This is a genomic window from Ktedonosporobacter rubrisoli, from assembly GCF_004208415.1.
Classification (GTDB): domain Bacteria; phylum Chloroflexota; class Ktedonobacteria; order Ktedonobacterales; family Ktedonobacteraceae; genus Ktedonosporobacter; species Ktedonosporobacter rubrisoli.
In genome coordinates this window covers 7,093,344-7,119,343 of sequence record NZ_CP035758.1, presented here as the reverse complement: position 1 = coordinate 7,119,343, position 26,000 = coordinate 7,093,344, and the positions used below count along the sequence as shown (strand labels likewise).

At 53.2% G+C, this 26,000-nt stretch carries 20 protein-coding genes; 14 read left to right on the top strand and 6 right to left on the bottom strand.

Annotated features, from left to right (window positions below):
* Positions 1-198 precede the first annotated feature (198 nt).
* Positions 199-2,379, top strand: coding sequence for an amylo-alpha-1,6-glucosidase (locus EPA93_RS30925; RefSeq protein ID WP_129891221.1), 2,181 nt, complete (start codon positions 199-201; stop codon positions 2,377-2,379).
* Positions 2,380-2,435: 56 nt separating this feature from the next.
* Here the strand turns inward: EPA93_RS30925 and EPA93_RS30920 are convergent, their stop codons facing one another.
* Positions 2,436-4,016, bottom strand: coding sequence for an alpha,alpha-trehalose-phosphate synthase (UDP-forming) (locus EPA93_RS30920; RefSeq protein WP_129891220.1), 1,581 nt, complete (start codon positions 4,014-4,016; stop codon positions 2,436-2,438).
* A gap of 569 nt (positions 4,017-4,585) precedes the next feature.
* On the opposite strand from EPA93_RS30920, the gene rph reads away from it, so the two are divergent.
* From rph to EPA93_RS30900, 4 genes are all read left to right on the top strand, one after another.
* Complete coding sequence (gene rph / locus EPA93_RS30915; protein WP_129891219.1) at positions 4,586-5,302, top strand: ribonuclease PH; 717 nt, start codon at positions 4,586-4,588, stop codon at positions 5,300-5,302.
* Between the two features lie 241 nt (positions 5,303-5,543).
* Positions 5,544-6,689, top strand: a complete 1,146-nt coding sequence (locus EPA93_RS30910; protein ID WP_129891218.1) for a hypothetical protein — start codon at positions 5,544-5,546, stop codon at positions 6,687-6,689.
* A gap of 357 nt (positions 6,690-7,046) precedes the next feature.
* Positions 7,047-8,351, top strand: coding sequence for a phosphopyruvate hydratase (eno, locus tag EPA93_RS30905; RefSeq protein WP_129894707.1), 1,305 nt, complete (start codon positions 7,047-7,049; stop codon positions 8,349-8,351).
* A gap of 214 nt (positions 8,352-8,565) precedes the next feature.
* Complete coding sequence (locus EPA93_RS30900; RefSeq protein WP_129891217.1) at positions 8,566-9,444, top strand: alpha/beta fold hydrolase; 879 nt, start codon at positions 8,566-8,568, stop codon at positions 9,442-9,444.
* A gap of 148 nt (positions 9,445-9,592) precedes the next feature.
* Here the strand turns inward: EPA93_RS30900 and EPA93_RS30895 are convergent, their stop codons facing one another.
* Positions 9,593-9,835, bottom strand: a complete 243-nt coding sequence (locus EPA93_RS30895; RefSeq protein ID WP_129891216.1) for a hypothetical protein — start codon at positions 9,833-9,835, stop codon at positions 9,593-9,595.
* 52 nt (positions 9,836-9,887) lie between these two features.
* Entirely contained in the window at positions 9,888-10,613 is a 726-nt protein-coding gene (locus EPA93_RS30890; RefSeq protein WP_129891215.1) for a hypothetical protein, read from the bottom strand.
* A gap of 571 nt (positions 10,614-11,184) precedes the next feature.
* Between EPA93_RS30890 and EPA93_RS30885 the strand changes: the two genes are divergently transcribed.
* A complete protein-coding gene (locus tag EPA93_RS30885; RefSeq protein ID WP_129891214.1) occupies positions 11,185-12,033 on the top strand; it encodes an XdhC family protein in 849 nt (282 codons plus the stop codon).
* Between the two features lie 63 nt (positions 12,034-12,096).
* Here the strand turns inward: EPA93_RS30885 and EPA93_RS30880 are convergent, their stop codons facing one another.
* Positions 12,097-13,602 (bottom strand): MFS transporter, encoded by a 1,506-nt coding sequence (locus EPA93_RS30880; RefSeq protein ID WP_129891213.1) that lies wholly within the window; start codon positions 13,600-13,602, stop codon positions 12,097-12,099.
* 111 nt (positions 13,603-13,713) lie between these two features.
* On the opposite strand from EPA93_RS30880, the gene EPA93_RS30875 reads away from it, so the two are divergent.
* The 3 genes from EPA93_RS30875 (at position 13,714) to EPA93_RS30865 (ending at position 16,819) form a co-directional block, all read left to right on the top strand.
* Positions 13,714-14,703, top strand: a complete 990-nt coding sequence (locus EPA93_RS30875) for a Vgb family protein (protein ID WP_129891212.1) — start codon at positions 13,714-13,716, stop codon at positions 14,701-14,703.
* A gap of 359 nt (positions 14,704-15,062) precedes the next feature.
* Positions 15,063-15,977: a CoA transferase subunit A gene (locus EPA93_RS30870; protein ID WP_129891211.1), complete on the top strand. Its 915-nt coding sequence runs from the start codon at positions 15,063-15,065 to the stop codon at positions 15,975-15,977.
* 62 nt (positions 15,978-16,039) lie between these two features.
* Positions 16,040-16,819 carry a CoA-transferase subunit beta gene (locus EPA93_RS30865; RefSeq protein ID WP_129891210.1) on the top strand — a complete coding sequence of 260 codons (780 nt, stop codon included), beginning with the start codon at positions 16,040-16,042 and terminating at the stop codon, positions 16,817-16,819.
* Between the two features lie 111 nt (positions 16,820-16,930).
* Here EPA93_RS30865 and EPA93_RS30860 read toward each other — a convergent pair whose 3' ends face one another.
* Complete coding sequence (locus EPA93_RS30860) at positions 16,931-18,061, bottom strand: XRE family transcriptional regulator (RefSeq protein ID WP_165423503.1); 1,131 nt, start codon at positions 18,059-18,061, stop codon at positions 16,931-16,933.
* Between the two features lie 846 nt (positions 18,062-18,907).
* Between EPA93_RS30860 and EPA93_RS30855 the strand changes: the two genes are divergently transcribed.
* Positions 18,908-19,684: an enoyl-CoA hydratase-related protein gene (locus EPA93_RS30855; protein WP_129891208.1), complete on the top strand. Its 777-nt coding sequence runs from the start codon at positions 18,908-18,910 to the stop codon at positions 19,682-19,684.
* 5 nt (positions 19,685-19,689) lie between these two features.
* On the top strand, positions 19,690-20,886 hold the full coding sequence (pcaF, locus tag EPA93_RS30850; protein WP_129891207.1) for a 3-oxoadipyl-CoA thiolase: 1,197 nt from the start codon (positions 19,690-19,692) through the stop codon (positions 20,884-20,886).
* A gap of 153 nt (positions 20,887-21,039) precedes the next feature.
* On the opposite strand, the gene EPA93_RS30845 is transcribed toward pcaF, so the two are convergent.
* Positions 21,040-21,501, bottom strand: a complete 462-nt coding sequence (locus EPA93_RS30845) for an NUDIX domain-containing protein (RefSeq protein ID WP_207229247.1) — start codon at positions 21,499-21,501, stop codon at positions 21,040-21,042.
* Positions 21,502-21,862: 361 nt separating this feature from the next.
* Between EPA93_RS30845 and EPA93_RS30840 the strand changes: the two genes are divergently transcribed.
* From EPA93_RS30840 to EPA93_RS30830, 3 genes are all read left to right on the top strand, one after another.
* A complete protein-coding gene (locus EPA93_RS30840) occupies positions 21,863-23,119 on the top strand; it encodes a mannosyltransferase family protein (RefSeq protein ID WP_165423502.1) in 1,257 nt (418 codons plus the stop codon).
* A gap of 232 nt (positions 23,120-23,351) precedes the next feature.
* The gene (gene rny / locus EPA93_RS30835) at positions 23,352-24,905 is read left to right on the top strand and encodes a ribonuclease Y (RefSeq protein ID WP_129891205.1); all 1,554 of its coding nucleotides are present in this window, start codon (positions 23,352-23,354) and stop codon (positions 24,903-24,905) included.
* A gap of 141 nt (positions 24,906-25,046) precedes the next feature.
* On the top strand, positions 25,047-25,931 hold the full coding sequence (locus EPA93_RS30830) for a PHP domain-containing protein (RefSeq protein WP_129891204.1): 885 nt from the start codon (positions 25,047-25,049) through the stop codon (positions 25,929-25,931).
* Positions 25,932-26,000: the final 69 nt, after the last annotated feature.

Sequence of the window (26,000 nt, the reverse complement as noted above, 5' to 3'; positions counted from 1 at the left end):
TTTTATTGCTAGAATGGCCCGTTTATCCCCAAAAGTTGGTTCGGGTTACTTTTAATCGAGCATTACATAAATGCTACTTGCAGGTCGAAGTCTCTTAAAAGAGAAGCATGGGCTCCGTCGCTGCATTCCAATCATGTCTATCCACATGGATGGGCAGCCATAGATGTTCACCTTTGTAAGTAGAAAGAGACATAGTTTATGACGGACAACGTATCAGAGGCGATACTGCTTCAATCCATAGAAAGCAAAGCTGACGAAGAGTTCCAGTCGGACTTGCTTGAGGACCAGGATACTGCAGGCAATTTTCACATGCCGCAGATTACCCTCAAGTATAGCGATGCCTTCTTTATCTCTGATGTGCATGGCGACATCACGCCTTCACAGAAAGAGATGGGGCTTTTCTGGCATGGAACGCGCTTTCTGCGAGCTTGCAATCTTTTCCTGCAAGGACGTCCTCTTCAGGTACTTTCGCATCATGTTGCTAACATGGGTAACGAATGCCAGATCGATTTGACGAATCATGCATTTACCATTGAGCATGACATCAATGTGGAGCAAGGAACGATTCACGTCAATCGCTATCTCGATCTGCAAGCGGAACAACTGGTTCAGGTCTTTACGGTTACCAGCTTCTATACAATGCCAGTTCCGTTAACCTTAAGTCTCAAGTTGGGGGCGGATTTTTGTGATTTGTTTGAGGTGCGGGGTAGCCTGCGTGAAGCTCATGGGCAACAACAGACACCAGAGAGAGAGAACGATTCTGTAATATTCAGCTATCAGGGGCTCGATGACGTAGAGCGGCAGACCCGCTGTGCGTTTATGCCGGCCGCCGATCGCGTGCTCTCGGATCGCGTGTTCTGGAAATTGCAGCTCAAGCGGGATGAGCCGGTAGAAATACGTGTCGTGATAAAGATGAAGGAGGCCAATGCAGAGCGTTTTGCGCCGAGCGTAGCCATGCCCAGCAAATATGAGCTGCCGCAGCCGACCTTGACCACCGACGACCCGCTCTTCAATCGCCTGCTCACACGCGGTATGAATGATTTAACCATGCTCAGCACCTTAACCCCGCAGGGGTACTACCCATATGCCGGTATTCCCTGGTTCTCCTGCCCCTTTGGGCGCGATGGATTGATAACCTGCCTGGAATTCTTGCCCTGGTTCCCTGACGTAACGCGTGGGGCGCTCAAGTTTCTTGCGGCTCATCAGGGAAACAAAGTAGAGCCGTTTACCGACGAGGAACCTGGCAAGATGCTGCATGAGCTACGTACCGGCGAGATGGCTAACTGCCGCGAGATTCCCTATATCCCCTATTATGGTAGCATCGATGTGACGCCACTTTTCTTGATCACGCTAGAGAAGTATACGCGCTGGACCAATGACCTGGAGCTAGCGGAGAAGCTCTGGCCTAATGTAGAGGCTGCCGCGCGCTGGATAGTAGAATATGGCGACCGCGATGGGGATGGCTTTATAGAGTATCACAAGGCCTCCGAAAAGGGATTGGCGAATCAGGGTTGGAAGGATGCCTGGGATTCCGTCTCGCACAGCGATGGACTGCTTGCGCGCTCACCTATCGCCCTGTGCGAAGTGCAGGGTTATGCCTTTGCAGCCTTTAATGCTACGAGCTACCTGGCCGGACGGCTTGGGAAAACGCAGGAGGTTCAATCCTGGCAACAGCGCGCTCAGAGCTTACGCGAAAACTTTTTGCGCCACTTCTGGTGGGAAGAAGAGCAGGTTTTCTACGAGGCCCTTGATGCTGAGAAGAAACCTTGTGATGTAGTCTCTTCAAATGCAGGTCAGTGTCTCTGGTCAGGAATCGTGCCAGAAGAGCAGGCTCAGCGCGTAGTCTCGCGGCTCATGCAAAAGGATATGTACAATGGCTGGGGAATGCGCACGCTATCAACCCAGGCCAGGCGCTATAATCCGATGAGCTATCATAACGGCTCGGTCTGGCCCCATGATACAGCCATGGTAGGCGAAGGCTTTGCGCGCTATGGGCGCAAAACCGAAGCTGGTCAGCTTTTACAGGGGATTTATCACGCCAGCCTGTACTTTGAAGCGGCGCGCCTGCCAGAGCTCTACTGCGGCTTTCCACGGCGAGAGGGCTATGGTCCAACGCGTTATCCTGTGGCCTGTTCGCCTCAGGCCTGGGCGGCTGGAGCCCCATTTCTCCTAGTCAATGCCTTACTGGGCTTCCGACCAGATGCGGAGCATCATTGCCTCCGTCTTGACCGACCCACATTACCTGAGTGGTTGCAGAAGATGGAAATACGCGACCTGCACCTGGGTGGGCAGCACCTCCATTTACGCTTTGTGCGTTCTGGCCAACACACACAGGTGATCGCAGGGGATGATAACGAAGTTGAGTTAGACGTCCGTTAATCGAAGGACGAACAAAGATGTATGCAGGGGAATCCTTCCCTGCATATATTTTTGCTCTAGCTTACGTTTGCCACGATCTCGCTAGTACTATCTTCAGCAATCGCTACCGGGGTTGTGCCGGGAAGGGGAAGCGTACGCTCCAATAGTTCGTTAATATCCCGTATTTGTCGTGATAACCACACATTGAGATCACTTCGCTCTACAGCCTGTCGCGCAAGGTTAGCTTTTATCTCTCGTTCCTCAGGAGAGAGTGTGAGAGCCTTATATAAGGCCTGAGATGTCTCTATAACGTCGATAGGTGAGGTAGGAATAGAGCCTTTGCCCAGCTGCTGAAATGCTCCAGCTGTCCGTGAAAGAACCAGCACTCCATTGCGCTGATTGACGACAGGTCCTTCTTTGGCTACCAGATTCATACCATCGATGATCGGATTTACCAATAGTGCATCGTAATACTGCATGGCAGCAAGCGCGCGCGTCCGATCATTATCGCAAAAGGCGTGAATAGGTGTCCAATCTTCTGTACCGTACTTTTTATTGGTGTCTTCGATGGCCGCCATGACCTCAGCAGTCGTACGGCGATAGATCGGCACAGTCTGGCGCGAAGGAACCAGGAAGGCAAGAAAGTTAACTTTTCCATGTAGCTCGGGATGACGCTCAAGCATGTAGTCATAAGCCTCAAACCCGCGTACTATGTTCTTGGTAGGCTCAATACGATCCACGCGCATGACAGTATGCTCGTTGAGCAATGGCATAATCTTCTCGGCCGCCCGCTTACCGGCTGTGCTATTGACAACACGGCGCTCCTCGGTCACCGAGATAGAGATAGGATAGGAACGAGCCTGCGTACGATGGCCCTGCCACCATACTGCCCCTTCCTCAAAATCGACGACAGCGCCTTCTAGCATGGTGCGTGCGCCCTCAAGAAAATTACGTGCGTCGCGCTCAGTTTGGAAACCGATAATGTCATTACCGGCTAAGCCACTATAGATAGCTTGTGCAATATTGCTGGGGAGAAAATGCCAGCAACGGATATCAGGCCAGGGAATATGGACGAACTGCTGCATGACAATCGCAGGGTGGCGTTGACGAATCATCGCGGCGGCAAGATAGAGATGGTAGTCTTGCAACATTACCACGGGCGGCGTCGTCTCGCGCTCGATCTCGGCATTTATCGCATCAGCGATAGCCCGGTTGGCGACGCAATAACCATTCTCCCAGGCATCTTGCAAGGCCCGGGTAGATCCCTGATTAGGGTCATACATATAGTGTTGTAAAAACCACAGTACCTCATTACTCATTTTTTCGTAATGCTTGCGGTACGCAGTTTTGGGAATTGCAACATAGCGCAGTTGCATGTTCTGACCGCGAATTGGTGATTCGAGCAAACCGCCATGCGCCTGTGCCTCTTTGACGGCGCGACGATCACCCTCTGTCATAGTCATTGCAACCCAGGTTACATCCATACGATTACCAGCATCAATGAGAGCTGTTACCATACCCCCGGCGCCTCGACGAGCCTTGAGCGTGTTATCGTGAGTGAGTTGATATTCAACGGGACCACGATTGGAAGCAATGATGAGACGATTCACATGCGTCAATTGCGGAGGATCAGTTGGAGTTTTCATCCGCGTGGGCATGGGTTTATCCTTTCTAAGCAGGTGCTTACTGTTCTTGCCATTGGACCTGTGGACCGTATCGATCCTCCAGGTGCCTTATGAGTCAGGCAAAGTGACACCTGGTACGGTCTGAACTACAGACACACCACATCCTAAATGACGGCGTTACGCAAGACACCAAGTGTAATGTTACCATACAATGGTATAACATTACCAGGATACCAGAAATTAGACATAGCCAGCCCGCCAGTAGGGCAGAGCTTTTTTTCATGTTATGTGCTCTTCTCGAAACGCTGGCAGGAAGGGAAGGAGATATTGGGAGGTTTAGCGCTATGGCACCTGACTGCGCTGGCAAAGTGCAGCGTCGCTGGGCTAATACCTGACCTTCTACTCAAGGTCTTCTATTTACCCCAAATTGGGATTATTAAGGGCGTGAGCCCTTAACTTTTGGGACGCGGTTTCGCTTCCCTTTCCTGTACATGAGGGCAATTGAAACTTGAATGTCCTGACCCTCGACTATGACTTTGGTAACACCTCATCGTTCAAGGTAGAATAATGACAAATATCACAACCTGAAAGGCTTTCTATATATGACACGTATTGATGGGCGTGATTCGGCTCAACTCAGGCCGGTTACTATTACTATTGATTACCTGGACTATGCCGAGGGCTCGGTCCTTATCGAGACCGGCAAGACGCGCGTTCTCTGTGCCGCTACTGTGGAAGAGAAGGTGCCGCCGTTCCTGGAGGGGAAGGCGCAAGGGTGGGTGACGGCTGAATATAATATGCTGCCTCGCGCTACCCATACGCGTAGTGCGCGTGAGCGCAGCGGGCGTGTGAGCGGCCGTACGCAGGAGATCCAGCGTTTGATTGGGCGCTCGCTGCGTGCCGCTGTTGATATGCAGCTGCTGGGACCGCGCACGATCACCCTTGACTGCGATGTGCTGCAGGCTGATGGCGGCACGCGCACCGCAGCGATTACTGGAGCCTATATCGCCCTCCATCGCGCCTGCTCGCTTTTGCTCAAGCAGGGCTTGTTAGCTCAACATCCACTGCATACAGCTGTGGCCGCTACCAGCGTAGGAATAGTTGGCGGTGATCTAATGCTCGATCTATGTTATGCCGAAGACTCCCGTGCCGACGTTGATTTTAATGTGGTCATGACGAGTGGGCACGATTTTGTAGAGCTGCAGGGCACTGGCGAGGGCGGCGTATTCGGCCGAAGCACCATGAACGCCTTGCTGGATCTGGCCGAGCAGGGTATCACAGAGCTTTTAGCTCGGCAGCAGCAATATCTTGCACTCTAAGCTCGAAAGAAAAGCCAGGCTCGTCAGGCGTTACCAGATGACATAAAGAGGTACATTAGTACCATTCTTCTGTATAGCTTGCGGGGCATCCGTTGTACTTGATGATAAGCTCGATATTAAGCAATAGCGAACAAAGTAAAGTAACTTGCGGATGCGCAGGGCGCGTGCTAGAATTGCCCTGCAAGCAGCAGAGAAATACATAAGTCAGCCGGACCAGCGGCAACATCGAGAGGAGCGCACATTGGAAGAAAAAACTGGCAGGAAATGGCTTGGGCGCATTCTGGATTTTATTAATCCATTGCGTGATCCTAGCCTGACCGTGGCCGCAGTGTTGACCTTTATCGAGGAAGCCGGTCAGCATGATCCCTGGTATATGATTATTATTCTTGCGCTCGTCAACTGGCTAGCTGTGCGAGGGATTGTGTGGCTGGTAGTGAACTTCGCGTTCGCCTCCACGTTTATTTCACGTCGTATCTGGTGGGCAGTTAAAAACCCACGGCTTGCATGGCGTATACTTGATGCTGTTGGACATGAAGAAATTGTGATTGGTGGACTGCCTGGCCTCTCTGAAGGTGTTCTACTGCATGATGCAACTGCTATGATGAGCCCGGTTCTGGGCGCGAGCGGTATACATATCGTTGGAGAATTGCCAGCTGGCACCGAATTGCCCGTGCTGGGTATGCCTAATGGCCAGATGACAGCAAATTTGTCCCTGGGGGCCCCTGGATATTTTACAGGTGGATCGGATATCAACTCTGCCTCTTATGTGGGCGCTGGCGGCTTTAATAACCAGCCTGGAATGGGATTTCAGCAGCTGGGAAATAGCGATTTTGTTAGCAGCCAGAATACGGATGGCCTTCCGCAGAGCTTCCCACAGCGGCCTTCGGAGGAAGAAGAGCACCTGCGCCAGCAACTTGCAGCTTATGCCCGCCTGATGGATGACTGGCTGCAGTTTACTGAGGAAAAGTGGCGCACGGTCAGCGATAGCCAGCTAGGCTGGAAGCCTCTGCGCGGTCGCTGGAGTAGTTGGGATGATATCTTTCAGGATGCTTACGCCGCCAAAACATCAGATCCTATGGCTGAAGCAGCTCAGCTAGCCGGTGAGGCGACTGCTCGCCGTTACGATACCTCGAAGGATAAGGGCTCGGCAGCCTCTGCCGTGGCGTGCTTTATGCGTGATATGATGACCTTGCGCAGAGGTCTTGATATGTTGCAGCAACAATTACCCAATGGCCTTGACGATACGCCAACGGTCGAGCCCGTGGTACCATCCTTTAACAAGCGCTTCGGTAGCAATAGCGGCTCTTTACGCAACGGAACCTCTCCACGTCAGCCACTCATTCGACGGCCAGCCCAGATTTTTGTCGACGCCGATACAGATGGCTAAAAGAAGGCTCAGAACCACAACAGCTTACCAGGGTAGAATGCAGGCACTAAAATTGGAGCGCGCTCTATCCTGGTAAAAGGTTCCTGACCCTTACTACAAGCGGGCACACTCTGTTTGTCAAGGCGCGTATGCTGAGAAGAGAAGGGGCTGAGCATAGTCAAATTCCTTTTCACAATCCATACGAGAAGACTATAACACGAGGATACCAAACTCTCTTGCCCAATCACCTATACAAGATGTACAATAGCCCCGCAAGCACTCTATCCATAGAGGATAAAAGACCAGCATACTATGCACCCCATGCACATACATGGTTCTCGCGGAGGATGATATTTTATGCCAAATAATACAAATGACCTGACCACTATTGAGGAGGTCACAGCACGCGAAATCCTTGATTCGCGTGGCAATCCTACCATTCAGGTCGAGGTACTGTTGATGGGCGGCGCGCGCGGAATAGCCGCTGTCCCTTCCGGCGCCTCAACCGGCGCGCACGAAGCAGTAGAGTTGCGCGATGGCGATAAGAGCCGCTATGGCGGTAAAGGCGTGCTTAAGGCGGTTACAAACGTTCAGCAGATTATCAGCGATGCGCTGGTGGGCCTGGATGCCACTGATCAGGTGATGCTTGATGAGGTGATGATTGAGCTAGATGGGACTACCAATAAAGCTAAGCTGGGCGCTAATGCGATCCTTGGCGTTTCGTTGGCGGCGGCGAAAGCTGCGGCTCATGCGCAACATCAGCCGCTCTATCGCTATCTTGGTGGTGTCTCGGCTCGTACGCTCCCCGTTCCCATGATGAATATCCTTAATGGGGGCAAGCACGCTGATAATTCGACGGATATGCAGGAGTACATGGTTCTGCCTGTAGGCGCGGCTTCGTTCCGTGAAGCTTTGCGCATGGGCGCCGAGGTCTATCAGGGCCTGAAGAAGGTTCTGCATGGGCGAAAGTTCAATACAAATGTTGGCGACGAGGGCGGCTTTGCTCCTTCGCTCAGCTCGAATCGTGAGGCCTTAGAGGTAATCGTGGCGGCGATCGAGGCGGCGGGTTATAAGCCAGGCGTAGATATTTTTCTGGGAATGGACCCGGCAGCCAGCGAGTTTTATGAGAATGGGAAATATGTGCTAGCACGCGAGGGACGCACGCTCACTTCTCAGGAGATGGTGGATCTTTACGAAAAGTGGATTGGCGAGTATCCGATTATTTCGATCGAGGATGGCCTGGCTGAGGATGATTGGGAAGGCTGGTCCCATCTGCGCCAGCGCCTGGGCAATCGCGTCCAACTGGTCGGGGATGATCTCTTTGTCACTAATACCGCTCGCCTCAAGCGCGGCATCGCCGAGCACTCGGCCAATTCCATTTTGATTAAGCTCAATCAGATCGGAACTTTGACGGAGACGCTAGAGGCTATCGAGATGGCTAAGCGGGCCGCGTTTACTGCTGTGATCTCTCATCGCTCGGGTGAGACTGAGGATACGACGATTGCCGATCTTGTCGTGGCGACGAATGCCGGACAAATCAAGACCGGCGCTCCTGCACGCAGTGAGCGTGTGGCCAAGTATAATCGTCTCCTGGTGATCGAGGATGAGCTGGGCAACGAGACCGCGACTTATGCTGGCTTTAGCGCTTTCTACAATGTTCCAGACCTGTACGCGAAGGCATAGTTAGCGTTATAGTATTAGCAGGACGTCTTTCAGCCAGCCTGGCTTTAGCATCCGTTTGTTATTTTACAGCTACATCGCTGAAAATGGTTGGCTGTAGACGTCACTTTTTCTGATAGGTGTTCCTCTGGTAGGTACACCTGTGTGCTATGCCTATGGGCAGCGAGAGGCTTGAGAGGCTCCTGGCTACTCTCATGTGTAGTAAGAGAGAGGACTTATGTCAAATAATATATCCAATGTTGTCGGCTCACCTGAGCGGCGTACGGGGCGCTCCGTTCACTATACGCTAAGTTATCTGGTTCAGGGCGAGGAGCATGGCCGGGATGGGGCGATTGTTTTGTTGCACGATATTCCGGCTGGTGCGTTCGCCTGGGAAGAGGTTATGCCCCGCCTGGCTGGCTTGAATCGGGCGGTCTATGCTTTTGATATGCTCGGTTTCGGCGAGTCCGATCATCCCTGGCCGGCCGATACTTCTGTCTGGGGTCAGGCTGATGTGCTGTCTTTTCTGCTTGAAAAGCTGAATCTTACGAATATTATTCTGGTGGGCCATGGCCTGGGTGGCGGCGTTGCGCAGGTGCTGGCTACGCGCCTCTATCGCGAGCAAACTGCAGCTCTGGTCCTTATCGATTCTATTTGCTACCTCTATACCTTTGCCGAAAACTGGCCGTTGCCCGAGATGGAGAAGCGCCAGGATTTCGATGCGCCTAAACATACTTCTCTAGAGGATGTGATTCGCGATTTGCGCACAACCTTGCCCCATGCTGTGCAAAATATCAAGGGCTTTGATGAGGTATTGGATAAGTATGTGGAACCCTGGGATAGCGAGGTGGGCAAAGAGGTGCTCTACCAGCATATTCGCCTGCTGATCCCCTACTACTTGAACTCGGTAGCAACGGATCTGGGGATGGCTAAGAAGCCGACGTTGCTTATCTGGGGAGAGAAGGATCAGCAGATCCCGCTACAGTATGCCGAGCGTTTGCACCGTGAAATCGCAGGTTCCCGGCTCGTGACGATCCCTGATGCGGGGCATTTGACCCCTTTTGATGCTCCGGCTTCTGTCGCCAATACGATTAGCGATTTCATTAAGGGCTTGTAGGCCCGTTTGAGGCAGAGATCCAGATCTGCCGGATGTGTATGCCGTCCGGCAAAATGGCATGGAACTTCTTTTTGCCTGATCAATAAACCCGGGTATGCCCTGGGGCTCGGGGCAAGCCCGGCCCCTGCGATACCCATGTCTCCAACTTCTACGAGGCCCTCCTACGCCTGTGTTTCTGCTGGGCAATGTGGCTGGGAGCAGAATCGGCCTCCTGCAGCTTCTCCTGTTGATAAACAGCGCAGCAACGATTGTATTCGTCTACAGCGAGCATGTAGGCGTTGTACATGCGCTCAAGGGTAGGCGTAGAAACTCCTTGCTGCTCTGCCATCGCCAGATCATACCATTTTTGCTTCATACGCTTATTGGCGTATTCAATCTCGGCTGGGGTCATGACTTTTCCTTTTGTCCATGACTTTGTGCTTGTCAGGTAGACTACGCGCAGATCAGGAAGCTTTGTTATTTTGCTGCCTGTACTCTCTGTATTCTGCAGTCAATTGTTGGATGAGCTTCTTGGCATTGAGATAGGTGATAGAGGTGACGTTCTCTGGCTCGGATTTGCCCATGTGCTCGCATAGCTTGCGAATGCTGGCAACCTGCTGATCTGTTGCGGAAGCATCTGGCGCGATTTCGGCGCGGGCCGCATTACCATTGCCGTTAGCTTTGCCATTGCTTGAGGCGACTTCGGCGCGGGCCGCTGCGTTGTGCCCGTTGCCGTTGGCGCTAGAGCGATCAACCGGACTATCGACGATGCGGTGGGATTCGTCTAACTCCGGGGCAAATTGGGTGCCAAAGCCCAGGGCTGCCAGAGCGCGTCCGATGGCTCCTGTCTCGGCCTTCTCAACATAGTCGGGGAATGAGGCTGCCTTCTCCATCTTGGTGCCCGTGGCAAGGCCCCCTTTTCCATCCCTCACTGTCGCGCGAAAGATAGCCAGTCCCGGCGCTGTTTTGATGATCTTCTCGCTGCGTTTCTTCTCGTTATTCCAGACAAAGGCCTCTTCTTCTGTTTCTTTCTCCAGGTCAAGATGTACCAGCTCGGTCTCGATACTGCCTTCGGGACATTCCTGCCGGAACCAGACGAGCCTCCACTGAACAGGTAAGTATTCAGATGCACCTTGCCTGTTCTTGATCATCAATAAATGTTCTCGCGGATTAAATGAATTTGCCATCATCTGACACTCCTGTTCTGTCATCCCTATGTTCATCTATTTTACTTGCGGCCTAAAACTAGTGCTTTGTCAAATTTTGTTTGACGAGTGCGCCGCAGCAGTCCTTGACAATTCCGCCTGTTTCGCTCATCATTCAAACTTTGACAGATAACTAGAAATTTAGTTCTAGAATTCTAGAAGATTGCTAACATTCTGTCAAGTACCGCTCATGGTGATATTCTTTTTGCGAGTAGCAAACATGGTAATATGTATCAGGCCAGTAAAACTGCGGCTGTATACACCTCGATCTATGCTGCAGGCGCCTGTATACTGGAAGCAATGGCGCCCTGAAATGCCCTCCAAAGATCAACCTGGCGGCGAAAAAACGGGAATATTATGACTTTTTTTTCATGTTATAATAAGTATCATATTTGGAATACTCAGCGAGTGAGCATCAAAACCAGGGCCGATCGAAGCGCTCAAACGCTAGCGAAGCCTGACCAGGTTTAAGGCTACATATATCGTACCTGAGCTGGCTGCGCGGGAAGAGCTATTGCCCAGGGCCCTGGCTTACAAGAGACGTAAGGGGAAGCTAATGAAAGTTACCGGCATCTACTCTGAAATTCAGGCCTCCTTACAGCGTGGAGAGCGCGTAGTGGTTGCCAGCGTGGTCAAGACCATCGGAGCCGCTCCTTGCGGCGTGGGCAGTAAAATGCTCATTCATAGCGATGGCAGCACTTATGGCAGCTTTGGCGGCCCGAAGACTGATAGCAAGGTTATTCGTGAAGCCTTGCACGCCCTACAGGAAGAGCACACCCACGTTACACACATACACCTGGATGCCGATCAAGGGGAGGCTGTAGGAAGCTGTGGGGCCACGCTGGAGGTTTTCTTTGAGACGCTGCAGCCCGAGCCGCGCCTCATTATCGCTGGCGCTGGTTACGTCGCCCAGGCGTTAGCCAGACTAGCCAGCCATCTTGATTTCCGTCTTGTAGTCATTGATGATCGCCGCGACCTGGCCGATCAGCAGGCCTTCGGCGAGAAAGTTCAGCTCGTCTTTGGCGATATTCCGCAATCGATCCTGGAACTGCAGCCGGATTCCGCGAGCTGGATTGTGATTGTCACGCGTGGCCATCACCTCGATGAAGATACGCTCAAGGCGGCGTTGCAAACCAGAGCTGGCTATATTGGTATGATTGGCAGCCCCAGTAAAGTGAAGCATATCTTCAAGGATCTGCTCAAGGCCGGTATTTCCCGCGAGCGGCTGGCCGAGATCTATGCGCCTATCGGGCTCGATCTTGGCGCCGAGACCCCCGATGAGATCGCGCTGAGTATTGCCGCTGAGATACTCATGTTGCGTAAAAAGGCCAGCGGGGTGGCCCTCAAGACTGCTCATTCCTTGCTTGAGGCCGATGAGCCTGAGAAAGCGAGCGCAGCCCTTTAAGCAAGCTGCATATGGAGCTCCTGGCAATCAGCTAGGAGCTTGTTCTTTGTTAAGGGAAAGCGCCTATTTAATGCTGCGAATATAGCGTACAGCGAAGGTACCTGCCAGGCAATAGACGATAGCCAGGCCAAAGAGCAATTGAAAACCGAAAACCGCCTGTCCCTGGCGCACAAACCAGTCGATGAGTGGTCCCCCCAGCACCGGAGCTATGATCTGGGGTATCGCCAGAGAAATATTCCAGACTCCCATATCGCGCGCATAATTCTCGTGCGAAGGTAATGTATCGGCTACCAGGGCCCAGTCCACGCTCTGATAGGCGCCGTAGCCAAGGCCAAAGATAGCCCCCGAGGCCAGTACGATCGGTAGGGAATGCGTGACGATAAAGATAAGACCCACGAGAGCCATCAAGCAACCGGCAAGATAGACCATGCGCTTACGGCCTACGCGATCCGAGAGCCAGCCGGCACCCAGAGCACTGAAGAGGCTGGTGAGCGAGATGGCAATCACAAAGTTTGTGGTTTGCTGCTCGGGGTGAGCGGCGCCAACGACATCGCGCATATAGTATTGCAAAAAGGTCTGAATAGTGTAGATCCCCATCATCATTAATAAGCGTGTCACAAAAACCCAGGCAAAATCGGGATCGCGCCTGGGATTAAAATCAAAGACCCGAAAGAGGCCCAGCGTTACGACGATTTCCAGCACGACTTGCTGGACATCCGTGGTGATGTGCAGACCAAAGAGCTGGAAGATATTCCAGAGAGCCATGAGGCCCCAGACAATTCCGGCGGCAAGTAGAGTTGCCAGACCCGTGATGAGCAGGGAACGGTTTAGCCAGCTTGTCCGCGTGTTACTGGTGGAAACAATTTCCCTCTTCTGAGCCGGGCGTGCGCCTTCGTGCTTCTCGCGTACCGTAAAGATTGTAACAAGCATAAGCACCAGGAGGATTACGATAATAATTCCATAGGTAAACCAGAGTCCTTGCTGATATTGGGCCAGGGGCTTGGACGCGTCTATGTACATGCCTGAGATGAGTGCGCCTGCGATGTTTCCGCCAATCGAGAGCAGGCCCATGATGCCCGAGGTCAGGCCGCGCTGGGGAACTGGAACAATATCCGGTAAGAGAGCGTGGAAGGGCGCCTGGGCCGCATTGCTAGCGAATTGCACGATGAGGTAGGCGATGGCCAGAGAGGTGATATCGCGTGCCTCTGCCATCCAGATCAGCCCTCCGATGTTCGCCAGCGTACCAAGTAAAATGTAGGGGCGCCTTTTTCCCCAGCGAGCGAAGCGACCCCGCATGCGATCGCTGAGGAGTCCGAAAAGAGGATTAGCGAATAAGGCGACGAAGGCGCCAGGCACCAGGACAAAAGCGAGTGCTTCGCCTTTATGCAGCTCGCCGACCAGGACGTAAACCTGGCTGGGTATGATGATAAGGCCAAGGGCGGACCAATGGAAATTGAGGGCAAACCAGAAAATACTTATAGCGATAATTTGCACTATGCGTAGCCGAGGAGTTTCCATTGGTGGATGGACGGAGGAAGGTCGCATATCATCGTGTTCCAAAGTAGCCATATTGTCCTTTTCTTTCCTCTCCAGTTGTGCTACATTCTGCACCAGAATACAGTATATAGAGTTGCCAGGGACTCGTAAATTGACTTTGTGGGTTCACAGAGAGGATACCCTATGTTTGCAGTTCGCGCCAGTGTTATTTGTACTAGAATTCTTTGCCTCTTCTGCCTTTTTATCCTTTCAGCATGTGCGGAGCAGCAATCGTCTGCGCTGCCCAGCGCTCTCCCTTACCCAACGCAAACTGCAACCCGCGCCGCGCACCAGGCGTCAGCCTCGATGAATGTGCCTCCCACGCTTAGCCCAAATTTTGCCGCGCAAAAAGCCTTGAGGCATTATCGATCTCATATCCTGCTGCGCCGCTTTGGTCGGCCCAATGACCTGGCTTTTGATAGCAAGGGGCACCTGCTCTTTAGCGATTCCTATAATGGCACGATAAATCGCTTAAATGCGAATGGGACGGTTACGATCTTGTTGCGAGGAATGGCGGGTCCTGCTGGGCTGGTGGTGGGAAAAGATGGAAGCCTGATCATTGCAGAGCAGCGCACAAACCGGATTCTCTTCTTAAAGCCGCGCGCTCCCTCGCCTTCAGTCTTGCGCACGCTCCCGGGCAACGTGAGCCAGGCCCGCTGTAAGAATGGCATTGATGGCATTGCCCTTGATCCTATCACCGAAACGCTGATCCTGCCTGATAGCCCAACTGGCGATGTCTACCGCATGAGCCTTGATGGTAAAACCCTGACGCGCCTGGCTACAGGTATAGTGCGCCCGGTTGACGCGGCGATTGATCAGAAGGGCAATATTTATGTGACCGACGAATGCGGCGGCGCGCTCTGGCGCATTACTCCCGAGGGCAAAAAAACGCGCTTCGGCGGCTTTGGCAGGCTCAATGCTGTGGCTATCGATAGCCATGGCAATATTTTTGTCACTGACCTCTCGCCTAAAATTCATGCCCTCATTTACCTTGACCCACAAACAGATAAGCGCGAGGTGCTGATCCAGCAGGGCTTGTTAGCACCCCAGGGGCTGGCAATTGACGCGCACGACCGCATTTTCCTCTCAGATAGCCACGCCAATATTATTATGGAACTTATCCCGGCAAAATAAGAGCTTAGCGGCCCAACGTTTCCCTTCCCACCTCGCCGCTTTCTGGCGGCGGAACAAGCAGAGCTGGCAAGCTCTGCTTCTCAGCCAGGGCTTTCCCATTCTCCAAACAAGAGATTGTTAAGGGGGCGCCGCGACCTAGCGGATTTGCCCTTAACCGGGGCATGGGGCGGAGCCCCAAACTCTCTCCACCTCGCCGCTTTCTGGCGGCGGAACAACCACAGCTTGCCAGCTGCCTGGCTGGCTACAAAAATGAAGGATGCGATACAATAATAACATTCTTCTGTTGAAGGCGAATAGCTCAGGAAACGCAGTGCTCAATGTGAGAGCAAGCGAATTTCGAGGATGGAGTAGTAAAGCTCATGAGCAAGCTAGTTACGATGGCAGAGGCTGTAGCACGCTATGTACCCAATGGCTCAGTAGTGGCGCTGGGCCTTGCGCTTGAGCCCCTGATTCCCTTTGCTGTGGGACACGAGATCATCCGCCAGCAGCGTCGCGGCCTTACCCTGGTCGGCCCTATTTCTGATATGCTTTTCGATCAGCTCATCGGTGCGGGATGCGTAGCGAAGATTCAGGCGGCGTGGGTAGGCAATGTTAGCGAAGGGTTGGGGCATAACTATCGTCGCGCTGTTGAGCGCGGTATCCCACAGGCGATTACTGTTGAGGAATACAGCAATTATACTATTTCGCTAGCGCTCCTGGCTGCTAGCCTTGACGCCCCCTATATTCCCACCCATTCGTTGCTGGGCAGCGATATCGTTAACCAGAATCCAGGCTTGCGTGTGGATCGTTCGATCATAGATGGTTCGCCCGTCCTGCTTGTCCCGGCCTTACGTCCCGATGTAACCATCGTCTATGCCCAGCGCAGCGATGAGAATGGAAATGCGCATGTCTGGGGTAGCCTTGGGATTACCGAGGAGGCCATGCTAGCCGCGCGCGATGTCATTGTTGTGGCCGAAGAGATCGTGCCTCGGGCCGTGATTACCAGCGATCCAAATCGCGTTGTGGGACCATCGTATAAAGTGCGCGCAGTGGTGCATGAGCCCTGGGGCGCTTATCCTTCTGCCGTGCAGGGCTACTACAATCGCGATCATCAGAGCTTCCATGAGTATCATCAGCAAACACGCAGCGCCGAGGGCTTCCAGGCCTGGCTTGAAGAATGGGTCTTGCAGGTTCCGACGCGCGCAGCTTATATGGCCAGGATAGACGAAGAGCGCCTGCGCAATCTCAGCGTGAAAGAACATCGCTATGCGGCCCCCGTCGATTATGGCTACTAAGTTCCGCCAGCTCTTGTTGAGAAATGGCTGAGGGTACTCATTGCATCCGAGGAGAACGTGGAATGAATTATACACCGCGAGAATTAATGGTTGTCTGCGCTGCGCGCCAGATACGCGATGGTGAAAATGTCTTTGTCGGGATGCGCTTGCCGCTCCTGGCTTTTGCCCTGGCAAAGCTTACCCATGCTCCTGACTGTGTTGGCCTCTTCGAAACGGGGACGATGCGCGATGCGCCGGCTTCCCAGCTTTTATATACAATGGGCGATGCTCCTAACATTGCCGATGCCCTGTGGACAACCAGTACGCGCAATGTGCTGGGGGTGATGGCTGCTGGCGAGGTGCAGCTAGGTTTTATCGGGGGCGCGGAGATTGATCGTTACGGAAATCTTAACACTTCTGTGATTGGGGATTGGCAGCAACCTAAAGTGCGCCTACCGGGAAGTGGCGGGGGAGCAGACATTGCCTCGCTGGCGCAACGCCTGGCCATTATTATGCCGCATGAGCGCCATCGTTTGCGCGAAAAAGTAGATTTTGTGACCAGTCCAGGCTATGGCTATCCGGATGAACAGGGTTCCGCCGGTCAGGCCTGGCGTAAGCGGGTCGGCCTGCCAAGAGGTGGTCCAGCGGCGCTGATTACGACTCTGGCGGTCTTTACTTTTGATCCTGAGAGCGGTGAAGCGCTCTTGCAATCCTATCATCCAGGTACGAGTATTGAGCAGGTCCAGGAGCAAACAGGTTGGCAGCTGCGCCTTGCCCCGGATTGTCGCGAGACCGAGCCGCCCAGCGCCGAAGAACTGCGCCTGATTCGGTCCTGTGATCCCGAGGGCGTCTGGACTTCTTGATCTTCTTCCTCTGCCTATGCCGGGAAATCCAGCCGTATGGCCTGGGAAGTTTTGCATATAGCCATTTTGCCCGAGTCCCCGCCTCTGGGGACTCAATTACTGTCAGCTCCTTCAGGAAGTCACGCTGCGATAGATCTCTTCAAGGCGCAGCTTAAACTTCTGCCAGTATTGCACACCGATTTTATTCCTCTCTTTGTCTTCAAGAAGCATTTTCCCTACCAGCTGTAGGCGTAGGGGAGGCCAGCCCTGCTGACACTCCGCACTATATTTGCTAAGCGCCTCGCACTCTTGTTCTGTAAACCCTGCCTGTCTCCCTTTCTCATAGATAAACTCGTCAACCTCCTCCGCGTCGAATGGCTCAAGCATGAGCTGCTCAAAGATATTGAAAAAGCCGCTGGGTTCGACATCTTTGCTCATTACCATGCTTAAAGGATTTCTGCTCACGACGACAAGAACCAGGTTGTAGGCGTGCGTCATGGCGCGCAGACCCTGGAAAAAGTCGAGGGTGAATTCTTGTTTGTTGCTGAAGCCCTCGAATTCGTCTATGCAAAGCACGGGAATATGATCCCGGGCCTTCAACACGCGCAAGCCCTTCTCCAGGCTGATCAAGCCATCAACATCTTCGGTGACCGGCAGGCCAAGCACGCACAGAGCCTCGGTCACAAAACCTGTAACGCTTCGGCAACTGGGCATGGTCGCATCAAGATAGCCGATAGAGAAGCGCGCGCCAAATTCCTTTGGAGCTGTCAGCCGCAAGTAATCGATGAGCCAGGTCTTGCCAATGCGGCGGGGGCCGATAATGGAGGTTGAGGCTCGGCGGTACGTGCGGCTGATGAGTGTCTCGCGCTCACATCTGCGTCCATAGAACTCAGCAGGGTTCGTCAAGGGCTCATTAAATAAGAAGATGGGTTTGGTGCGAGGGCGAAGGGAAGAGGAAAGACTTAGCGCCGGAGGAGAGTCGTGCAAAGCTGAAGTGTGGAGTAACATCGAGCTGCGCAGATATTTGCGCCTCCTGTTGCGGTGATCATCGCGAATCAGGCCCAATTCCTGGAAGGTTTTGCTATAAAGACTGCTCAACTTCTTACAAAAATAGTGGCTGGGGAACGTTACCCCGTTTTCCCATCTGCTGATAGTTACACAGGTCGCGCCAATCTTCTCTGCCAGTTCTTCTTGCGTCCAACCATGACCCTCCCGAGCACTTTTCAACAGATAATTTGGGCTCGTCTCTTGTGACTTCTTCACGGCCTGGACCCCTCCTTCAAACACATTACAACACAAGCGAACAGATCTTGCTTCTATTTTAGAATATACAATTTTTTACATGTCCATAGTGATGGTAAAGCTTCTACCCTACAAGCTCAACATTATCAAGCAAGCGACAGAAATAACGATAATAATTATATTTTAACATGTTAAACGTGCTGTGTATACGTATGTAACGCAATGAGATAACAAATGCAAGCATTTGTCGCGAGTTGCAAAGCGGCTCAAACCTATTCTCTTAGCAATATCGTCTTGACATAAGATAAGGATCATCTCGCCCTTTCTATGTAGTTTCGGACATGCAAGCGATGCTTGAACTTTTTACTGCCTTTGCTTTTGGTACAACAGATCTGCCAATTGCTAACACCGGCTGGTATCCCTCTTACCATGTATAATACGTAGCGTACCTCAAATAGCGGAAAATAAATAGCCATGGGCAACACAAGGCCATTTACTTCTCATGAGAAGCAGGAGCGTAGAGGAAGGCAAGTCCTCTGCCTGGGCATGGGGCGTGCCCCATTTTCCCTTCTTCATGGGCGGGTGGGGCAAGAACAGGAAAATAAATAGCCTTGGGCAACACAAAGGCTTTCATAGGTTGACATAGAGATATGTTAAAATAGAGATATGAAGCCGCCAACCTCGGCGGGTGATATACTAAAAACGTCTATTTCAGTTGTCTATCCACATTAGTAGCCTGTCAATCAGAGATTGGTGAGGGTGCCGCCTGTGGCGGCCAGGGGAGAGTGTTGGGGCACAGCCCCTTGCGTCCCTGCTTGTTTCCCTGCCACTTGAGCCCTGATAGTCTACTAGCTGTTAAGGAGCGTTATGGCAGATTACCAGTACATTCTTGTCGAACGCGAAGAGCGCGTAGGGATTATTACCCTGAATCGTCCTAAAGAGCTAAATGCCCTCAATAATCAGCTCGTCAGTGAGCTGGCAGATGCGCTAGAGAGCTTTGATAGGGACAGCACTATCGGTTGCATCGTCGTAACCGGAGCAGGCGAGAAGGCATTTGCTGCCGGAGCAGATATCAAGGAGATGGCTGATAAATCTCCGATCGAGATGATGGAAGGCAATTTCCGCTCCTGGGAACGCATTAAACGTACACGCACGCCGGTGATCGCAGCTGTGGGCGGCTATGCCCTGGGTGGTGGCTGCGAGCTGGCCATGCACTTTGATATGATCGTAGCTTCTGAGAACGCGCGCTTTGGGCAGCCCGAAATCGCCCTGGGCATCATTCCGGGAGCCGGTGGCACGCAGCGCCTGGCTCGCGTGCTTGGCAAGTATCGCACCATGGAGATGGTGCTTACCGGTGCACATATTTCGGCTCAAGAGATGGCCCAGCACGGTCTGGTGAATCGGGTTGTGCCTAAAGGCGAGCATCTGAAGGCCGCTCTAGAGCTAGCACACAAAGTTGCCGAACAGGCGCCAGTTGCCGCCCGCCTGGCCAAAGAGTCAGTCCTTGCCGCCTTCGAGACCTCACTTGAGGAAGGCCTGGAGATCGAAAGGAAAAACTTCTTCCTGCTCTTCTCCACCGAAGATATGCGCGAAGGCACGCGAGCTTTCGTCGAGAAGCGCAAGGCGCAGTTCCAGGGAAGGTAGAGATCATGGAAAACGCGGTTATCCTCTCTGCAGTTCGTACGCCTATTGGGCGCTATGGCGGTGTGCTTAAAGATGTGCGGCCCGATGATCTTGCCGCGCTGGTTATCAAGGAAGCGCTACACCGAGCAAAGGTCGACCCTGCTAGTGTTGAAGATGTTATTCTCGGGTGTGCAAACCAGGCTGGCGAGGATAACCGCAATGTAGCGCGCATGGCGCTCTTGCTGGCCGGCTTGCCAGTCGAGGTTGCCGGGCAAACCGTCAATCGGCTCTGTGGCTCCGGTTTGCAGGCTATTAATAGCGCGGCTCAGGCTATCCAGACGGGGGCTGGCGATACATTTGTCGCTGGTGGGGTCGAGAGTATGACGCGGGCGCCTTTTGTGCTTGGCAAGAGCGAGAGCGCCTTTGGACGCAATATGAAGCTGGAGGATACAACCCTTGGCTGGCGCTTTATCAATCCCAAGCTAGCCGAGCTGCATTATCCCTACAGTATGGGCGAGACTGCCGAGAACGTTGCTGAGCGCTACAATGTGAGCCGGGCCGATCAGGATGCCTATGCGCTGCGTAGTCATCAGCAGGCGGTGGCGGCCCAGCAAGCCGATATTTTTGCCGCCGAGATCGTTCAGGTGACAATTCCCCAGAAGAAGGGCGAGCCGGTTGTGGTTACTCGGGATGAGCATCCCCGCTCCGATACTTCACTTGAGAAACTTGCTAAGCTCAAACCTGCCTTTCGCAAAGGTGGCAGCGTCACCGCCGGCAATGCGGCCGGAATCAATGATGGCGCGGCGGCGCTTGTCTTGATGGCCGAGAGTCGCGCCCGTCAGCTTGGATTGCCGGCGCGGGCTCGCATCGTCGCCAGCGCTGTGGCGGGCGTTGATCCTGCCTATATGGGTCTGGGTCCAATCTATGCTACACGCAAGGTTTTGCAGCGGAGCGGCTTGAGCATCAAAGATATGGATCTGATTGAGCTCAATGAAGCCTTTGCTTCACAGACGCTACAGTGTATGCGCGAGCTGGAGATCGACATGGACAAGCTGAACGTCAATGGCGGCGCTATCGCTCTGGGTCATCCGCTTGGCTGCAGCGGCGCGCGCATTGTGACCACCCTGCTCCATGAGCTTGAAAGGCGCGGCGGTCGTTTTGGCCTGGCTACGATGTGCATCGGCGTGGGACAGGGCATTGCCACAATCATCGAGCGCCTATAACAAGGATCGGTGAGGGACGAGAGAACGAGCTCGTCCCTTAAGTGTTCTGTTTGTGCGCTTGAATCGCCTGCGCTACCTCATCAATGCCAAAGGTATGGAAGAGATATTGCAGCAGGCGCATTCTAGATGTTGGATGCCAGCGCAGATCACCTTTTAGGGCACTTCTTCACCCTGTGAGGCCGATTCATAGGCTTCGGGCAGCCTGGGTACCGTGGTGAGATTGTGTAGCTCGGCGGGTACAATCCAGCGCATCTCAGTCGCCTCCCAGTCGGTCTTGATTGCAGCGGGCGTCAAGACATAGAAGAGAAAAGGATGCACATAAAAATGCCGCTTGAGCTCCACATCCACATACTCCACAATCTTGCCGCGCCTGAGCATACGCACCTGCTCGCGTGAGAGACTCGTCTCCTCGCGAATCTCTGTAAAGGCCTGCTCCTCGGGCGTCACGCCAGGTTCCACAAACCCGCTGATGCCTGCCCAATGCCCATGATAGCTGCCAACCTTCTGGCTGCGCCTCACCGTGAGGATGTGTGGCTCTGTTCCATCGTTGCGCATTAGAAAGCATGTTACCACATGTGTTGGGCGTATACCCTCCACATCCTGTTTTGTATCCACAACATTGCTCCTTATCGATACAGTGACAATCAGACGCATTTCAAGTATACTCATGTTAGTCGGCTTGACACATAGAGCATTGCCACCGCTGGTAGCGGCATAGATTGAGAGAAGCTGGAGAAAAGAGTTCTCTCTTATCATCTCTTACACGCCTGGTTAGCCACTTCTGATGTATGTATAAAATGAATAATGTAAGGGCTGGATCTAACTAACGTTGGGAGCAGAGTCAGCGCAAGCAGCAAAGTCACGCGCGCGTATATGCTTGTCTCGGTCCAGCGCCTTGCAGCCCACTTTTAGCAGATAAAAAACGCGGGAGCATGTCCTAACAATGCATATTCAAACCTCAAATGGAAATAATACAATGACCACGCAAACTGCAGACAGCACGGCAAGTATCCAGATGTCCTGGCGCACCTTTATCGATCCCTGGTGGAAAGCTACCCTTGCCATCTTGCCCATCTTTCTGCTCACACGACTCATCTTTCTGCTGCTCGCCTACTTTGGCGGCGTCCTCTTCTTTGTCCCTAACTACTGGCCTGGCGCACTAACCTTTCGCAGCGTCCTGTATACCTGGCACCATTGGGATGCCGTGCGCTTCACGACTATCGCGACTCAGGGCTATCCCACGCCCGAATATGCAGCCTTCTTTCCCTTGTTTCCCTCGCTTGCGCATGCCTTCAGCGTGCTCTTTCACCGTGACATTCTCGAATCTACTATGTTCATCTCGAACCTGGCCTTCCTGGGAACCTTGATAGTGCTTTACCGCTTTGTGGAGGTTGAGTTTGATCCTCCAACGGCCCGGCGTGCGGCCCTTTATCTCTCTATCTTTCCGACCGCCCTTTTCTTTTTTGCCGGCTATAACGAATCGCTTTTCCTGTTTTTTCTGCTGCTCAGCTTTTACGCCATGCGGCGCGCAGCCTGGTTTCTGGCCGGGCTCTTTGGCGGTCTTGCCTTGCTCTCGCGTTCAATCGGCATTTTTCTGGCCCTTATTTTCTTCTGCGAGTTCTTGCGTCAGAAATGGCCGCAGCTAAGGCAGGATTGGCAGGAAAGGCAGTTGCTGCGCAGCTTACGCCTGCTTCCCAGCCTGCTATGTATTCTCTTGATCCCGCTCGGCCTTGCAGTTTTTGCCGCTGGACTTTATGTGCGTTTTCACGATCCGCTGGCCTTCTTGCACGCTCAAGCCGGCTGGCGGCAAGGTCTCAGCTTTCCCTGGGTAGCTCCATTTATTGGCATCAAGAGCCTGTTTAGCATCCCGCTTTACACCTTTGCCAATGCCCATATTATCATCGAACTTATCGCCATCGGACTCTTCCTGGCTTTGCTCATCCTTGCTCTATTTGGTCCTGAGCGCTTTCGCCGGGACCAGTGGCCGCTTCTACTGTACGGGCTGCTCGCCCTTGTCTACATTACCATCTTTCCCGGCTCACCTGGCAATGGTGGCATTCCCTATGATCCCATGCCCTCGGCTCAGCGCCTGGTTCTTGAGATCTTTCCCGGTTTTATTGTGCTGGCGCGACTGGGGCGCCGTTCCTGGTTTCATCAAGGCTATCTTTTACTTGCCTTACCCATGCTAGCTTTTCTGGTCCTGCAATTCATTACGGGTCATTGGACCATTTAGCGGAGCTTAAGCAGACACTATGACAGAGATAGGCAAAGAAGTATTTCTGTCATAGATGATCTATATTTCCCGGTTTTTCATTCTTGACGTATTGTTAACACTCTTATATAGTATGCTTGGCGCATAGTACACTTCTGCACTATGCCCACCAACTATGATTTATCTAGAACACATCTATATGACAAATAGCCTTAATAGGCCTGTTCACCTTTACTACGGGAGGTAGGCCGACGTGTCATCAACACAGATTATCGTCATTGCCCTTATTCTCTTAGCCGGAGCACTTATCGCCCTCGCCGCTGGATATCTTTACGGCCGGACTCAGAATAAAGAGCGCTTTGAAACGCGTCTGCGCGCCTTAAAGGAGACTAGCGAGCAAAGGCTCCTTGAGGTGCAGGCGGATCAGCGTGAGGCCATGAGGGAAGCGCGCGAAGAAACCGCACGCATTCGCTCTACCATAGAGCACGAAAACGCAGAACGGCGGGCTGAGCTACAACGCCAGGAACGCCGCATGCAGCAAAAAGAAGAAAACCTCGAACGCAAGCTGGACATACTTGAGCAGAGGGAGCGCAAGTTTCAGGTTAGGGAGCGCCTGCTGGAACAGACGCGCGAAGAGTTGGAGGTGCTCAAGCAGAAGCAGGTTAGTGAGCTTGAGAGCATTGCCCAGTTAACCGAGGAGCAAGCCAAAGAGCTGCTCCTTTCGCGTATCGAGACCCGTGTTCGTAGTGAGGCCGCGCAACGTGTGCGGGTGATCGAGGAGCAGGCGCGCGAGGAAGCCGAGGCGCGCGCACGCGAAGTCATTACCCTGGCCATTCAGCGTTGCGCTTCTGACCAGGTAGCTGAGGCAGTGGTTTCTGTCGTTCCTTTGCCTAATGATGAAATGAAGGGGCGCATTATCGGCCGTGAAGGTCGCAATATCCGCGCTTTGGAGGCGGCGACAGGCGTTGACTTGATCATCGACGATACGCCCGAAGCTGTTATTCTCTCTGGCTTTGATCCGGTCAGACGCGAGATAGCCCGTGTCGCGCTTACTAAACTGATTCTCGATGGCCGTATCCATCCGGCGCGCATTGAAGATGTGGTGGCCAAGGCCCGGCAGGAGGTGGAAGCCATTGTCCGTGAGGCCGGCGAGAACGCAGCTATGGAGGCCAATGTGCATGGCCTGCAGCCCGAGCTGCTTAAGATCCTGGGTCGGCTGCATTTTCGGACAAGTTATGGACAGAATGTCCTCGCCCACTCGGTCGAGGTATCCATTCTGGCTGCCACTATTGCCCATGAGCTGGGCGCCGATGTAAATGTATGTAAGACGGCTGCGCTATTGCATGATATGGGTAAAGCTATCGATCAAGAGGTGGAAGGGCCTCACGCGATTATCGGCGGCGAAGTGGCGCGGCGCTTTGGCAAATCGCCAAAAATTATTCATGCGATGGTGGCACATCACGCCAGCGAGACAGAGCCCCAGACGCTAGAGGCGGCGATTGTTCAGGCCGCCGATGCGATCTCGGCAGCTCGTCCAGGTGCGCGGCGCGAGACTATCGATCTCTATATCAAGCGTCTGGAAGCCCTGGAAAATATCGCCAATTCCTTCACTGGCGTTGAGAAATCGTTCGCGATCCAGGCCGGGCGCGAGATTAGGATTATCGTCAAGCCTGAGGAGGTTGACGAGTACGAAGCCAACCGCCTGGCTAGCGATATTGCGCATAAGATCGAGGAGAACCTTGATTATCCAGGACAGATTAAAGTCTGTGTCGTGCGTGAAACGCGTTCCGTTGACTACGCACGCTAATTTCAGTACCGGCGCACTGCTTGGGGAAGGCGAGTAATCTTGCCTACCTCAAAAAGGGCAAGGGTGCTGAGAGTTCCGAAGAGGTCAAATGCATTTGCCCGAGACTTTTCATCTTCAAGTGGAAAAGAGATTGTAGAACGCATGGCTAATTATATCGACCTTCATACTCATTCAACTGCCTCTGATGGCATCTACTCTCCAACGGAGTTGCTCCAGCGCGCAAAGGATATCGGCTTGCGCGTGCTGGCGCTTACCGATCACGATAGCTCAGATGGGATTGACGAGGCGTCCCAGGCTGCTGCCTCGCTCGATATCGACTTCATTCCTGGCATTGAGATCAATACCGACGTCAATGGTGGCGAGGTTCATATGCTTGGTTACTTTATTGAATACCAGCTACCAGCTTTTCAGGCTGTATTAAAGGTGCTACGCGACGCGCGCGAACGGCGTGGGCAGCGTATGGTAGAGCTCTTGAATGAGCAAGGCGTCTCTATTGCCTGGGAAAAAGTGCGTGAGATTGCCCAGGGAGCCGTGGGACGCCCGCATGTGGCTAAAGCGCTTCTGGAGGCGGGCTATGTCCAGACCATTGGCGAGGCTTTCGATAAGTATATCGGGACGGGACGCCCGGCCTATGTGCCGCGCTATAAGCTTTCTCCTGTGGATGCCGTACATCTGATTGCCAGCGCCAACGGCTTGCCGGTGATGGCGCATCCCGTCGAGTTGCCTGGCCTTGAAGAGCTGCGTAACTGGCTGCCAGAATTGTGTGAGGCTGGCCTGGTTGGCCTGGAAACCTACTATGGACCCTATACTAGCGAGCAGGAACAAGCCTTGCTGGCTCTTGCCAACGAATATAAGCTGATTCCTACCGGCGGTACCGATTTCCACGGCCCCGGCATTCATCCTACGCCACTGGGTGGCCGCTATGTTCCTTACGATGCAGTTGAACGCCTGAAAGCGGCGGCCGAAGAGCGACGCGGCAAAACTCCTCCCGCGTTTGAGCTGCCACCGCCAGTTGAAGAAAAGTAAGCACTAGACTGATCGCGGAAAATCTTGCCTGTGCGGGATCTTCCGCGATCAACCTACTTTTGTACTTCA